General features: G+C 37.4%; 10 protein-coding genes and 1 tRNA gene. 7 read left to right on the forward strand and 4 right to left on the reverse strand.

Going from position 1 to position 15,518, the window contains the following annotated elements; genetic code table 11:
- Nucleotides 1-138: 138 nt before the first annotated feature.
- On the reverse strand, nt 139-759 hold the full coding sequence (locus tag HMPREF0659_RS06325; RefSeq protein ID WP_013264023.1) for a DUF2238 domain-containing protein: 621 nt from the start codon (nt 757-759) through the stop codon (nt 139-141).
- 452 nt (nt 760-1,211) lie between these two features.
- On the opposite strand from HMPREF0659_RS06325, the gene HMPREF0659_RS06330 reads away from it, so the two are divergent.
- From HMPREF0659_RS06330 to HMPREF0659_RS06355, 6 genes are all read left to right on the forward strand, one after another.
- The gene (locus HMPREF0659_RS06330) at nt 1,212-4,637 is read left to right on the forward strand and encodes a helicase-related protein (protein WP_013264913.1); all 3,426 of its coding nucleotides are present in this window, start codon (nt 1,212-1,214) and stop codon (nt 4,635-4,637) included.
- Between the two features lie 3 nt (nt 4,638-4,640).
- Entirely contained in the window at nt 4,641-7,925 is a 3,285-nt protein-coding gene (locus tag HMPREF0659_RS06335) for an Eco57I restriction-modification methylase domain-containing protein (protein ID WP_013264389.1), read from the forward strand.
- Between the two features lie 15 nt (nt 7,926-7,940).
- On the forward strand, nt 7,941-8,594 hold the full coding sequence (locus HMPREF0659_RS06340) for a DUF4145 domain-containing protein (protein WP_013263858.1): 654 nt from the start codon (nt 7,941-7,943) through the stop codon (nt 8,592-8,594).
- A gap of 3 nt (nt 8,595-8,597) precedes the next feature.
- The gene (locus HMPREF0659_RS06345; protein WP_013264296.1) at nt 8,598-10,352 is read left to right on the forward strand and encodes an ATP-binding protein; all 1,755 of its coding nucleotides are present in this window, start codon (nt 8,598-8,600) and stop codon (nt 10,350-10,352) included.
- Nucleotides 10,353-10,537: 185 nt separating this feature from the next.
- On the forward strand, nt 10,538-11,566 hold the full coding sequence (gene rhuM / locus HMPREF0659_RS06350; RefSeq protein ID WP_013264119.1) for a RhuM family protein: 1,029 nt from the start codon (nt 10,538-10,540) through the stop codon (nt 11,564-11,566).
- Nucleotides 11,563-12,027: a DNA-processing protein DprA gene (locus HMPREF0659_RS06355; RefSeq protein ID WP_013264623.1), complete on the forward strand. Its 465-nt coding sequence runs from the start codon at nt 11,563-11,565 to the stop codon at nt 12,025-12,027. Before rhuM ends, HMPREF0659_RS06355 begins: the two co-directional genes overlap by 4 nt.
- A gap of 361 nt (nt 12,028-12,388) precedes the next feature.
- Here HMPREF0659_RS06355 and HMPREF0659_RS06360 read toward each other — a convergent pair.
- Nucleotides 12,389-12,470: transfer RNA gene (locus tag HMPREF0659_RS06360), tRNA-Leu, on the reverse strand.
- A gap of 187 nt (nt 12,471-12,657) precedes the next feature.
- Here HMPREF0659_RS06360 and HMPREF0659_RS06365 point away from each other — a divergent pair.
- On the forward strand, nt 12,658-13,749 hold the full coding sequence (locus tag HMPREF0659_RS06365; RefSeq protein WP_013263857.1) for a mannose-1-phosphate guanylyltransferase: 1,092 nt from the start codon (nt 12,658-12,660) through the stop codon (nt 13,747-13,749).
- A 168-nt stretch (nt 13,750-13,917) separates the two neighbouring features.
- Here the strand turns inward: HMPREF0659_RS06365 and HMPREF0659_RS06370 are convergent, their stop codons facing one another.
- Nucleotides 13,918-14,619, reverse strand: a complete 702-nt coding sequence (locus tag HMPREF0659_RS06370) for a hypothetical protein (RefSeq protein WP_013264780.1) — start codon at nt 14,617-14,619, stop codon at nt 13,918-13,920.
- Between the two features lie 189 nt (nt 14,620-14,808).
- Nucleotides 14,809-15,486, reverse strand: coding sequence for a hypothetical protein (locus tag HMPREF0659_RS06375; protein ID WP_013264435.1), 678 nt, complete (start codon nt 15,484-15,486; stop codon nt 14,809-14,811).
- Nucleotides 15,487-15,518: the final 32 nt, after the last annotated feature.

A 15,518-nucleotide genomic window follows, 5' to 3' on the forward strand; every position in this document is an offset into this window, starting at 1 on the left:
TGTCGTGAAAATAATTCCGAAGTGATAATTATCTGTAGTTACACAGCAATGCTTTCTAATTAATTCAAGGCGTAAAATCTATTTTTATTTTATACCCACAAGCCTATGCAGCGATGTAACCTTTCATCTCAGTTTGTCCTATTTGCCCCTTCTGATAAGGCTACGAACAGCATATACTAAGAACATTCCAGTAGAGCCAACCAGTGCCAAAGCCATATCCTTCTGTGCATCCCACATATCACCTTGCTGGCCATTATAATAGTCAGCTTCCTCCGCTGTCATGACTATCGTCAGTAACCATTCAAATAGCTCGTAAATCAAACTACCCGTTTGAATCATCATCCACGCCATCACAACAGCTACAAACGATTGCTGTTTTACCCATTTCCTACAAAGATAGACGAAGTAAGGGAACATCAATGCACCAAAAGAGAAATGTACTAACCGATCATAATGATTACGTGGGTCATGGAAGAAACCTTTTTCAACCAAACCTAACGATACAGCCCACTCTTTATAAGGCACGTATGAATAAATATAACGCGCGCCAATAACATGAAGCAACGTAAAACCAACAATACCAATAAATGCCGACATTGGAAGTTGTTTTCTAAAGACATCCATCGTCAGAGGTATCAATAACAGCACAGTACCGATATGCTGCAGCGTCTGTTCATTCGGATAGATTGGATGAATACAAGTAATGACCGTCACAATCATTACCAACAGAACAAGCATCAGTTTCGTTTTATCTATCATTTTGCAATTCTATTTTATACGATATCTGAAGGACAAAGATAAGTCTTTTTTTTAAAACATAGCCATTTCTTGTACAACCTTATCTCTTCCATCAGACACTTTCGCCTCTTTCCCGCCCTCTACCGCTTCTCTTATCTCGTATTGTGTTCGTGAGAATAATTTCTTCTTATCGTAAAAGTAATTCCAAAATGATAGTAAAACCATACCTACAAATATAAAGCATAAACAATTTTCAGCTCAGTCGTCTCTCTACCAGCCATAAGATTCTCCCCCTATGGTTCAAATCTTATTAGCAAACTCATCATACTATGGAATTGCCTAAACAAACTACAACTTAAAGAATCATCCCCCTCATACTCTACTCCTTTCCCGAAAAGAATTTAAACTGAAGATATTATTTTTGATTATAAACAAACAATTTTTCACATATAACACATATAGTTTAAGAAATAATGAGTAATTTTATAGCGTCAAATATCATCAAACAACAAGACATCTATATGGCACGCATATACGATAATATAAAAACAAAATTTACAGAAGGGCTACAAGGTATCATTACCAATGTTGGAGTAAAACGAGTAGACTTCTGCGTAGGATACTTCAACCTACGCGGTTGGAATCTTGTCGTTGACCAAATGGATACACTTACAGGTAACTATGTTTATGAGAATGATAAACATACATTTCGTAAATGTAGGTTATTAATAGGTATGCATCGCCCAACAGAGGAATTAATACGTCAATTGTATACAGACCAACCTTTGCCAGATGCAAATTATGTCAGTCAATGTAAATTGGAAATTGCCCGTGATTTTAGACGCCAATTACAATTAGGCTTCCCTACAAAACAGGATGAGTTTACACTTCGACGTCTTTCTGCACAAATGAAAGAGGAAAAAGTATGTGTTAAATTATATCTACGCGAACCACTTCATGCAAAGCTATATCTTGCTTATCGCCCTGACGATAATTTTAACAAGATTCAAGCTATAATGGGTAGTAGTAACCTCACTTATTCAGGATTAACCAAACAAGGAGAGTTGAATGCTGAATTTGGAGATAGTGATAGTGCTGAAAAATTAGCATATTGGTTTGATGAACGTTGGGAAGATAAGTTTTGTCTTGACATAACTAAAGAGTTAATAGAAATTATTGATAATAGCTGGGCTGGTGATAAAGACATTCCACCTTACTACATCTATCTCAAAACAGCATATCACTTAAGTGAAGAAGCACGTTCGGGAATTAAAGAGTTTACGATTCCTGCAGAATTTAAGAATTGCCTTTTTGACTTTCAACAGACAGCTGTTAAGATTGCAGCCCGCCATCTTAACAATGAGAAACGCGGTGGAGCAATGATAGGAGATGTCGTTGGATTAGGAAAAACCATAACAGCTTGTGCTATTGCAAAGATGTATGAAAACACCTTTGGTAGTAATACGTTGATTATTTGTCCTGCCAACTTACAAGATATGTGGGAAAAATACCGCAAGCAATATGACATGAAGGCAGATATTATGTCTATGGCAAAACCCATCGACGTTGATAATGCTCGCTATTACAAGCTTATTATTGTGGATGAAAGTCATAACCTACGTAACAGCCAAGGTGTACGCTACCGTAATATAAAAGACCTTATTCAGAAACAAGATTGTAAGGTATTACTATTGACTGCAACTCCTTACAATAAACAATACAAAGACCTTAGCAGTCAGCTACGCCTCTTTATCGATGACGATACAGACTTAGGCATTCGACCTGAAGCTTATATTCGCTCTATCGGGGGTGAGCGGAAATTTGCAGAAAAGCACGAAGACTTTATTAGAAGTATCAAAGCGTTTGAACGTAGCGAATTTCAAGAAGATTGGCAAGAGCTGATGAAACTTTTTTTAATTCGCCGTACACGTACATTCATTAAAGAGAATTATGCTAAAACAGATTCTAAGAATGGACGGAAATATCTGGAATTCAAAGACGGACATAAGTCTTATTTCCCAGACCGTATTCCTAAGGCTATCAAGTTTCAGACTACAGAAGGCGACCAATATAGTCGGCTCTATTCAGAGGAAATGGTATCTCTTATGGAATCACTAAAATTACCTCGTTATGGTCTGATACATTATTTAGATGAAAAGAAAGCAGAAACAGCTTCTAAATATGAAGGCAACTTGATTGATAATCTTTCACGCGCAGGTGAACGAATGATGGGTTTCTGTAAGAGCACCTTCTTCAAACGTGTGGATAGCAGTGGTTATGCTTTCCTATTGACTCTGTATCGCCATATCCTACGCAATGCAGTGTATCTCTATGCCATTGACAATAAACTAAAATTACCTGTTAGTGACGAGAATACATTCCCTGAGGATTTTATTGAAGATGCCGATATCAACAAAATTACTGCCGATTCAGATGATAATAAAGAGTTTCTTTCAAATAAAAGTCTTCTGACTATTCCTAAAAAAATGAAGGACTACATGGAAAGAGCTGAAACATATTACAATAGTCTGATAGGAAAGAACAATGTACAATGGATTGACTCTAAATACTTCAAACGCACACTAAAACAAGGGTTAAAAAAGGACTGTGACCAACTCATTGCAATGATTAATCTATGTGATGATTGGAATCCACAGACTGACCAGAAACTCAACGAATTAGAAAAGCTATTAAGTAATACTCACAAAGATGATAAAATAATCATATTCACTCAATACTCTGACACAGCTGCGTATGTGTACAAGCAGCTACAAAAGAGAGGAATCAAGAATATTGAGAAAGTAACCGGTGATACGAAGAATCCAACCGCTATTGTCGAACGCTTTTCACCAATCAGTAACAGAGCAGATATAACAAAAGAGAACGAACTACGCATACTGATAGCAACTGACGTGTTGAGTGAAGGACAGAATCTCCAAGATGCTCATATCATCATCAACTATGATTTACCATGGGCTATCATTCGACTCATCCAACGTGCAGGACGTGTTGACCGTATTGACCAGAGTTCTGAGCAAATCTATTGTTATTCTTTCTTCCCTGCCGACAAAGTAGAGGAAATTATTCGCTTACGCACACGCCTTAACGAACGAATTAACGAAAATGCAGGTATCGTAGGTAGTGACGAGGTCTTCTTTGAAGGCAACGAACAGAACCTACGTGATATGTATAATGAGAATAGTAGTAGCTTAGACGAAGATGAAGATGATATAGAGGTCGACCTTGGCTCACAAGCTTATCAGATATGGAAAAATGCAACTGATGCCAACCCTGACTTAAAACGTATTATTCCAGCTATACCAAACATCGCTTATTCTACAAAGGCTGCAAATAATATAAACGAGGATGGTGTTATTACCTACGCCCGCACTTATAATGACTTTGACGTACTTACGTGGTATAATTCCAAAGGAGATATTGTTAGTCAGTCGCAAAAGCGTATCCTACAAACAATGGCATGCACCATTAAAGAGCCTTGTCTACCTGCACAGGATGTTCATCTGTCATTGGTTGAGAAAGCGGTAAAAAGTATTAAGAACGAGAACACTAATGTTGGAGGTATCCTTGGTAGTCGATTCAGCACTAAGCGTAAAATCTATGAGTTGCTAAATCACTATTATGAGCAGCCTTTAAATCTTTTTAATACACAAGAGAAGAAAGATATATTAAAGTTTGCTATCGACCAAGTATACAACTACCCGTTATTGGAAAACTCTAAATTTATCCTTGGTAGAATGATGCGTACAGGCAATACACATGACGATATTGTCGATACAGTCATTGAAATGTATGAGAATGCAAACCTTTGTCGTGTAGACGAAGATAAAATTAAACATAAAGACCCTGTTATCATCTGTTCCATGGGACTAAAAGCCTAAAAAATGAAAAGAAATATTTTTAATCAGTATATAACTGCATCAGACTTTAAAGGATTGTTCGTCAGCGAAATGCTTTGGAACAATCCTACAGGTGCCACACAATTACCTGAGATAAATATAGACAACACAACCTTTCACATAGAGCAGATTGCTGAACGAAAGGGCTTTCAAATCTTGCATTGCCAAGTCGAACAAATACCATCATCTGCCATCTGCAAGAAGATTGACCATAAAATTCGCAAAAATGCAGAGAACTATATTTGTATCTTCATACTGCCAGAAACGCTCCATCATCTATGGATTGCTCCAGTAAAGAAAGTAGAGAAAAGAGATGTTGTCTTAATTGAGTATGACTCGCTTGATAAAGCAGCTTTCTTATTTGAAAAGATGGAAAGCCTCTCGTTCTCGCTTGATGATAACCTTACAATCCTCGACATCATAGAAAAGGTACAGTCTGCCTTCCTCATTAATTCAGAGAAAATAACAAAAGACTTCTATGCTGGATTTAAAAAAGAGCATAGCAACTTTGCTAAATTTATTACTGGCATTGATGACCATATTGATGAAAAGGAGAATAAGAATAAACAGTGGTATGCTTCTGTCATGCTCAACCGATTGATGTTCTGCTACTTCATTCAGAAGAAAGAGTTTCTCGATGGCGACGTGGATTATCTGCGTCATAAATTAGAGTGGACTCGCAATCAGGAAGGAGAAGACCGCTTCTTTAATAAATTCTATAAGGGCTTCCTTGTCAATCTTTTCCACGATGGACTTAACACTCCTAAACACAATCATGAATTTGAAAAGATTTATGGACGCATCCCTTATCTGAATGGCGGAATGTTTGATGTGCACCAAATAGAAAGAGAATATGCTAATTTAGATATTGCTGATGAGGCTTTTATCAGTCTCTTCGACTTCTTTGATAAATGGCATTGGCATTTAGACGATCGTATGACAGCCTCTGGACGTGATATCAATCCTGATGTCTTAGGATATATTTTTGAACAATATATCAACGATCGCGCTCAAATGGGAGCTTACTACACAAAGGAGGATATTACTGAATATATCGGGCGTAACACTATTGTTCCATACCTAATGGACGCTGTGAAACGTAAAAACGAAAAGCATTTCCGTGCAAACAGCGAACTATGGCTGTATCTGAAAGAGAGCGGTGATAAGTATATCTTCGATGCTATGAAGAAAGGAGTTGACCAAACTATTCCTGAGGAAATAGCAACAGGACTTGACACCACAAAGCCGAACCTTCTGGAACGTCGTTGCCATTGGAACGAGCGCACATCTGAAGCATTTGCTCTGCCTACAGAGATTTGGCGTGAGACCATTGAGCGACTACAACGTTACAACAACATTAAAGAGAAAATCACAAAGGGAGAAATCACTAACATCAATGACTTTATCACTTACAACCTCAACATACGGCAGTTTGTAACTGATTATCTTGCAAACACACAAGATCATCTGTTTGTAAAGCATTTCTATCATGCATTGCAGCATGTTACAATACTCGACCCTACCTGCGGATCGGGGGCTTTCCTCTTTGCTGCGCTCAACATCCTTGAGCCGCTCTATGAGGTGTGCATCAATCGTATGCAGGAATTCAATGCAAAGAACCCTCTACTCTTCAAACAAGAGCTACAGGAGATTGAACATAAATATCGTTCTAACATACAATACTTCATCTATAAGAGCATCATTCTCCGCAATCTCTATGGTGTCGACATTATGGTCGAAGCGACAGAGATAGCCAAGCTACGTTTGTTCCTAAAGATGGTAGCAGTAGTTGAAGTAGACAAACGTAACCCAAATTTAGGACTCGACCCACTACCAGATATTGACTTCAATATTCGCTGTGGCAATACGCTTGTGGGCTATGCAACGCAAGAGGAATTAGAACGCGACTTGATAGAAGGAGATATGTATGCTCGTGAAGAATTCAAGGAAAAAGTAAACGATGAGATGGACAAGGTGTCACGTACCTACGAAATCTTTAAGAATGTTCAGCTCCATCAAGCTGAAGATATGGCTGCCTTTAAGAAAGCAAAGGGTGAACTATATCAACGCCTTAACACGCTTAACGACTTATTAAACCACAAGATGTATGGTGCAGTAGAATCAACCAAAGGTTATAACGCTTGGTACCAATCTCACCAACCTTTCCACTGGCTTGCTGAATTCTACGAAATTATCAATGAACACGGAGGATTCGACGTGATTATTGGTAATCCGCCGTATGTGGAGTACAATAAAAAAGTTAAAGGAGTAGCTGTATCTGACCTTTACAAATTAGTTGGATACAAAACTCTTTCATGCGGGAACTTATATGCTTATGTACTTGAGCGATCTAAAAATATAATGAGGCAAGAAGGCTACATCAGCATGATTGTCCCATTGAGTGGGCACAGTACAGAAAGAATGGCTCCACTTGTAACGAATTTCTATGAGAAATTCGGTTTGCATCTGCACTTAAACTTAAGTGCAGATGCAAACCCTCAAAAACTCTTTGAGGGTGTGAAGTTCCGTTTGGTTATATTTACTGCAACCAATAATGGAGTTGGGAAATATTCAACCAAATATACACGTTGGTTGGCTGATGAACGCAAGAACCTTTTTAATGCTTTAGTACGTTATAACAGCATTGAAGATTATACTTATCAAAATATTATTCCAAAAATAGCAAGTCCTTTGTTTATCAGCATTGCAAGAAAGATAAAGGAAGAAAAGGTGCAATATTTTGTTGGTATTGGGAATGAGCAGTGCTTGTATCATAATGCCCCCGTAAACTGGATTCGTTCACATACTTTTGTTCCTTACTTTTGCAGTGATAGGGATGGCGAAGGTATAACAACGCAACTTAAATCTGTATCATTTGATAATACAAAACAAGTAAAGGTAGGAAGTTGTATTTTGAATAGTTCACTATTCTTTATATGGTGGATTACTAATTCTGATTGCTATCATCTCAACAAACCTGAAATTGTTAATTTTAGATACCAATATGACAAAGGTATTGAAAAAGCAATATGCTCTGTTGCTGATAGGTTAGCTATAGACATGAAGAAGAAATGCATACGACGCATATATAATTACAAAACAACGGGACGAGTTGAATATGATGAGTTCTATATGAAGCTCTCTAAACCTATCATTAATGAAATAGATAAACTCCTTGCCTCTCATTATGGTTTTACAGAAGAAGAGTTAGATTTCATCATCAACTACGACATTAAATATCGTATGGGTGATGAATTAAATGAAGAATAACTAATACAAAGGAATATGAATCAGAAATATGTAACTCCGGCACGTGATAAGGACGCATTTACGTGTCCGCATTGTCATACGCTATCTTTAATGAAATTTAGATGGCATAGACATGATGAAGATGTTCATTTTGTTACTCAAAGAGTGGGATATGGTGAATATTTGAACCAACTTTTCATTGCAAGATGTGTGAACTGTGGAAAGAAGATAATCTGGATAAATGATGATTACATTTATCCAGACATCGTTGCAGAGGATCCTAACGTTGATATGCCAGAAAGCGTGAAACAGCTATATAACGAAGCAGGAACGATTTACAATAAGTCTCCAAGGGCAGCCTGCGCACTATTGCGATTGGCAATAGACAGATTGTGTAATGAATTGGGAGAAACAGATCGGGATATAAATAAAAATATAGGTGTCCTTGTTAAGAAAGGGCTACCACAAGCAGTTCAGCAAGCGTTAGACGTTGTACGCGTTGTAGGTAACAAGGCTGTCCACCCAGGTGTTATTTCATTTGATGTTGATGATAAAGGAACAGCAACCATGCTTATGCGCCTTCTGAATATCATTACCGAGCGCATGATTACCGAACCAAAAGAGATAGAGTCCTTATACGAAGGACTCCCCGAAACGGTGAAAGAATCCGTAACTAAAAGAGATAAGTAAATTATGAGTAAACTCACAATAGAACACTTGAAAACTCTGAGAGAGTCTGAAGATAAGGTTGAATTTAAGCGGGCTGCACAAGGCTATTTCGCTTATGATGGTGGCTCTAAACCCAATCCTAAGGACAGAAGAAAGTGTATCTTAGGTTATGTTACTGCTCTTTGTAATGAAGGTGGTGGATATTTAGTGCTTGGAATGGAAGATGCCTATCCACATCAGGTGGTGGGTACAAAACAGAATAAAGGGGCTATTGGAGAATTGGAAAGCAATATTTATAGAGATACATCAATCCGCCCGAGTATTTATGAACTCTATGAAGATGAAACTACGAAGGAAGGACGTGTATTAGTGATAGATGTTCCAGAACGACCTATCGGAAAGCTTTTTAGATTTGAAGATGTCCCATTGATGCGAGTCGGAGAAGAATTGAAGCCTATGTCTGATGAGGAAATCTTTAAGATTCTACAGGAACAAGAACCAGACTTTTCTTCCGAGATATGTAGCACGGTTTCCATTAATGATTTGGATACAGAAGCGATTCGGATTCTGAAACAGAAGTATGCAACAAAACAGAAAAATCCTAATTTCTTAACACTACCTGACGAGCAGGTCTTAAGTGACTTGCAACTTATGAAAGAAGGTAAAGTTACTTATGCAGCATTGATTCTTGTTGGCAAACGAGAGAAACTCATTGAATTATTACCCCAGGCCTCCGTAATATTGGAATATCGTAAATCCGAGAACTTGGTTCCATATGACAATAGGTATACTTACAGTGAACCATTCTATAAAATGATAGACATGCTATGGCATGATATTAATTTGAGGAATGACAAGATTGATGTGAATGATAATTCCTATATATTCAATATTCCCTTCTTTAATGAAGATGTGATTCGTGAAGCCATTAATAATGCTATTGCTCATAGAGACTACAGGCGTACAAGCGAAACTGTAATTAAGCAATACCCACAAAAATTAATTGTAATGAATGCTGGAGGTTTCCCTTTAGGTGTAAGTATTGATAATTTATTAAGAGTTCAAAGTACTCCAAGAAACAGACTGTTGGCAGACGTGTTAGAAAAAACAGGTGTTGTGGAACGATCGGGGCAAGGTATAGATAAAATATTTAAGAACACATTGTCAGAAGGAAAAGATAGCCCAGATTATTCTCATAGTGACTCTTTCCGAGTGGAGTTGCATCTTTCAGCGGTCATCAAGGATAAGGCTTTTGCAATGTTTTTAGAATCGGAACAAAGAGATTTAGCAGAAGAAGATAGACTATCCGTTTTTGACGTGATATCCTTAAATGAAGTAAGACAAGGAAAATCGCAGAGCGTTGAAAAAGATAGTATAGAGAAATTATTAAGTTGCGGACTAATAGAGAAACGTGGCAGGACAAGAGGTACATACTATATTTTATCTAAAAGCTATTACGAATTTAGCGGTCAAGAAGGAGAATACAGCCAAAAAGACGACTGGGGAATAAATCAAGTAATGTCGGTAATCATGCCTCACCTTACAAAGTTTGGTAAAGCCAAAATGAAGGACTTTGCAAAGTTATTAGATGGTCATCTGACACGTCGTCAAGTAAGGACTGTTATTGATAAATTAGTTGCTTATCAACTCTTAATCAAAGAAGGAGAGGGGGCTTCTACCACATATAAGATAGCAGAAAAATATATTAAAAACTCAGCTTTGGTTGCTCGTGCCTTTGATTTAGGAATAAAAGAAATGAAAAAACGCGGGGAGATATGATAAGTAAAATGTCCAAAAGTGGTCCAATCTTCTACTTTATTTTGTCATTTACGAAGCTTTTTTTATATAACTTATTGGCAATGAATTGGTTAGAAATGTCCAAAAATAGTAATAGAAGATCCAACACTCCTATTTAATGAGGGTAAAGTGTTTACTGAGAGGAACAATAATTTAATAAAAGAATAATGGAAGCAGACAACAACGACAATATGCTCATATACCAGTCGGCAGATGGAAATATAAAGATAGATGTTCGGTTTGAAAAAGAGACGGTGTGGCTGTCACAGGCACAGATGTGCGTACTTTTTGGTCGTGAGCGTAGTGTTATCACCAAGCATATAAACAATATTTTTGAAGAAGGAGAGCTTGATGAGAATAGCAATGTGCAAAATTTGCACATTGCAAGTTCCGATAAACCTGTAAAATTCTATAACCTTGATGTAATCATCTCTGTAGGTTATCGGGTGAAGTCACAGCAAGGCACGCAGTTCCGTATTTGGGCTACTCAGCGACTAAAGGAATATATCATCAAAGGCTTTGCACTAAACGATGAGCGATTCAAAACCGGTTCATCTTACAATTATTTCAAAGAACTCTTAGACCGCATTCGTGACATACGCCTTTCTGAGAAGGTTTTTTATCAGCAGATAAAGGATATATACAAAACAAGTATCGACTATAACCCATCTGCTGAAATGACATTGGCTTTCTTCAAGGAAATACAGAACAAACTGCTTTGGGCTGTCAGCGGAAAGACTGCTGCTGAACTTATGTATTATCGTGCCAACGCTTCACAGCCTATGATGGGACTTACTTCTACGGAAAAAGAAGGAAAAGTTACCAAGAATGATGTCTTGATTGGTAAGAACTACCTGAATGAGAAAGAGATTAGCCAACTAAAACTTATCGTAGAACAGTTCCTTGCCTATGCTGAGGCACAGGCATTAGCGGAAAAACCAATGTTCATGCGCGACTGGATACAGAAACTGCGACTTGTACTCACCATGAATGAGAAGAATATTCTTGAACACGCAGGTAAGATTTCTCACAAGGTGGCTGTAGATAAAGCTACAAAAGAATATGTTGCTTATAAAGAACAACAACGGCAAATAGAACACTTTGATAGTATTAAACAACTCGATCAAGACCTAAAGCGTATTGCACCACGAAAGAGCAATAAAACGAAAAAAGACGACAGAGAGAATAATCAATGATAGTCACCACCGAATATCTTGGCAATCAGGAACTGCTGAAACAACAAAAGACAGCTTTCCTCGCATCAAGCAATATCGCTACCGAAACGGTGTTGCAAGTATATGATTGGGCTACGGAAATGCGTAGTCGGGGAGACTGTATCATCAGTGGCTTTAATAGTAAATTAGAACAAGATGTTCTGCATTTCTTATTAAAAGGAAGTCAACCCATCATTCTCGTAATAGCGAGAAAGATGTATAAAACTATTCCTACACATCTACAAACAGCCATAAAGCAAAACCGTCTGTTAATTATCTCTATCAGTAATTCTACTCGACAATCAAAGGCAACAGCATTGGAAAGAAATAAATATATTTGTCATCTTGCAGAAAAGATTTTATTTGCTGGCGTAACAGAGCAAAGCAGCCTTTACACACTTCAATATACAGAAAATAACAAAGCGAAACTCATTACGCTATAGATTCTGTCTGTCAAAGAGAAAATGTCTATCAGTAAACATTGATTACATAAAATAGAATTCTTCCGTTAAAAGCGTAGACATTCTTCGTATAGCTTTAACTCAATGAGAGTATAGACTTAATTTCCTGTCACTACTGTCACTACCTAAAGAGCCACAAGTTATTCATTATCAAAGCCTTTACAAACAATGTTAAAATGACAGGAAATAAATTTTAAACTTAATAGTATGATTAAAGATGAAAGTGAGTTCTGAATAAAGGTTTGAGTGAGTTCTGATTTTATCCATTAAAAGCAAAGTACACTTTAAGTACCCCTACAAAGAAAAATCCCTTGCAAATCATCGATTCACAAGGGATTTGTTGTACCCAGACCCGGGCTCGAACCGGGATGGGTTGCCCCACTGGTGTTTGAGACCAGCGCGTCTACCTATTCCGCCATCTGGGCATGGCTGTTGTTTGAACAACGGGTGCAAAGGTAGAGAGAAAATCTGGATTTGGCAAATTTTTGAGGAATTATTTAATGACAATACTTTGATTAATGCATATTTGTAGTATTTTACAATAAAAGATTTGGAGGTATGAGTTATAAAAGGTATCTTTGGAGAAACAAATTCGGTTAGCTTAAATAGATAATGACTACGAAACAGAACAACTATTGCGTAATTCTTGCCGGTGGCAAGGGACGAAGACTATGGCCCTGCAGTAGAGATAAGTATCCAAAGCAATTTATAGACTTCTTTGGCGTGGGTCGTACTCAGCTTCAACAAACATTTGACCGCTTTGCAAATATTCTTCCAAAAGAGAACATTTATATTAATACCAGCTGTGATTATCTTGACCTTGTCAGAGAGCAGTTGCCTGAAGTGGCGGCTGACCATATCATGGCTGAGCCAATACACAGAAACACTGCGCCAAGTGTTGCATGGGCAGTGCATCGTATCATGATGTTTGATCCCAAAGCGAACATCATTATATCACCTTCTGATCATAACATTGTTAATGATGATGCTTTCTTCCGTAATATAAAAGAGGGATTATCGTTCGTTGAGAAGAATGATGCTATACTGACGATGGGGGTTAGCCCTACCCGACCAGAACCTGGATACGGATATATTCAGAAGGGCGTCTACACTGGTAATGGCGATATATATAAGGTGCAAGCCTTTACAGAAAAGCCAGACCGAGAATTTGCACAAATGTTCATGGACAGTAAGGAGTGGTGTTGGAATACAGGTCTCTTCCTCTCTAACACAAACTACCTTCGTCAATGTCTCTATGGCTTCCTCCCTTCTGTTTTACGTGAAGGTGAAATGAGCAGTAAGATAACAACGATAGAGGATGAAGAGGCTTTCATACATGATAATTTCCCACGCTATCCTAACATTTCATTAGATTATGGCATCTTAGAGAAGTCGGAGAATGTTTATGTAATGAGGTGCGACTTTGGTTGGGCAGACCTTGGAACGTGGCATGGTGTTTATGAGTCTCTAAGCAAGCGGGATGGCGACAATGTTGTCATTGACTCGGATGTTATCCTTGAAGATGCTGCAAATAATATCATAAAGCTCTCCAAAGGCAAATTAGGTGTCATCAACGGACTTGATGGCTATATCATTGCAGAAAAGGACAATGTATTACTTATCTGTAAGAAAGAAGACTCTTCTGCATTGGTAAGGAAATATGTGAATGAAGTACAGATAAAGAAGGGAGAAGAGTTTGTATAAATAAAAACCTCCCCCAACCCCTCCAAAGGAGGGGAGCAGCAAGTTTGCGTAAAAGTGGGATTACTTTGTTAAATGATTCTTCCATATATTAAGACAGGGATATGCAATGACAGTATATCCCTGTTTGATAAAATCACAACCGTATATAATCTTGCTGCTACCTTCTAACTACTTCATATATTTATATTGATCGATAACAAAGACTTCTGACCTATTGTCAGAACTAATTCTTAAACTATCCACAGCATACATTCCGAACCATCCTTTATGCATATAAAGTAAGCCAGGAGTATTCTTTGAGGATTCAATAGCATCAGATGTGCAAAAAACAAATTCTTCATTTGTCCCAAGTATCTTTATACGATAAAACAATTTCGTTCCCTTTCGCATTGATATACCAAGATACTCTTTTACAACAGCATCCCTTTGCACTACCTCTTTTTCACCAAAATTTCGATTCACATAGCAGATTACAGGAGTAGTCACAGCTACCATTGATAGTATAAGAAAAGAATAGATAAGCATAAAAATAAAGAAAAAAAGAACTCTCTCCCCTGTGTTATTCTTCCTACACTTATATATCACGGTGGCAAGACTAAGGTCAAGTGCAATACATGCAAATAGATACTTGTAATCACTATTTAAAAAGGAAAAAGGCAGTATAGTGTTACTTCCTATCTTTTCGAGATCAAAGACATGCAGAACTAACATGGAAAGCCCTGCAAAGATTAAGCCTATTATCAAATAAACCAGTAACAAAAACAATATACCAAGAATCCTCTTTGCCGGCTTGACCCTATCTATATTTTCCCAACGATGCTCTTCGTCAATTAGCCAATCAGTCCATCTATCATCCCGTATATTCTTCATAAACATTCGTATAACTGGCAAACGGTGATATACACGTCATAATATATCTCCATTCAATAATATTTTTTATAATTTAATACTACTCTTACTAAACTTTGAAAATCTTTACAGCAATTTCTTTCTACCCCTCAAATTGTACATGATATTTGATATTAACATCAGCGACGCTGTTCATTGATAGCAAATGGATCATTCTGCAACAAGTGTTGTTGATGATAATGAGTCTTCTTTATACACCACACTATCTGCTACATACAATCCAAAATAACCTTTATGTAAATAGATAGTACAGGGGCTATTTTGTTTCCAATCATAAGAAAAACCATTCGTGAATACTATCTCTCGCTTTATCTGTGGAAGATAAAAGTTATAACAAACAAAACTTCCGGCATTTGCCACCCTAAAAACTTTTCCAGTGAATATAGCCCTCTGCGTTATTATCTCTTTGTTACCATAATTAGAGTTGGGGTACAGAATAGCAAAAGAAACGAAACCAAATAGGAAATAACATAAGACAGGATTGAAAAACATGAGTAAGAAGAACATAGTCACACGATTATTCCCTCTTCTCCAACGCTTCTTTGAGACAATGATTATTAAACTTAGGATGGCATCCAAAATAATACAAAACACCGTATGATTAATAGGCAATTCACTGAAAGGCATTAAGGTATAGCTATAAAGTTTGTTGCCCATATTAAGAATTAAGAAAGCTACAACAAGGATAGCAATGAACAAAAGACTACCCAATACAATCCCAGTCCACATGCTTACACGTTCTTTCCAACCAAACAAGCCAAATCTCTCCCAGCGGAGCTTGTCATTAATCAACCAATCTGACCAATTATCATCTTTCGTTTCCTTCATAGCGATTCTTTATAAGCAAAAACGGAGATATA

The sequence above is a fragment of the Prevotella melaninogenica ATCC 25845 genome (assembly GCF_000144405.1).
GTDB classification, from domain to species: Bacteria; Bacteroidota; Bacteroidia; order Bacteroidales; family Bacteroidaceae; genus Prevotella; species Prevotella melaninogenica.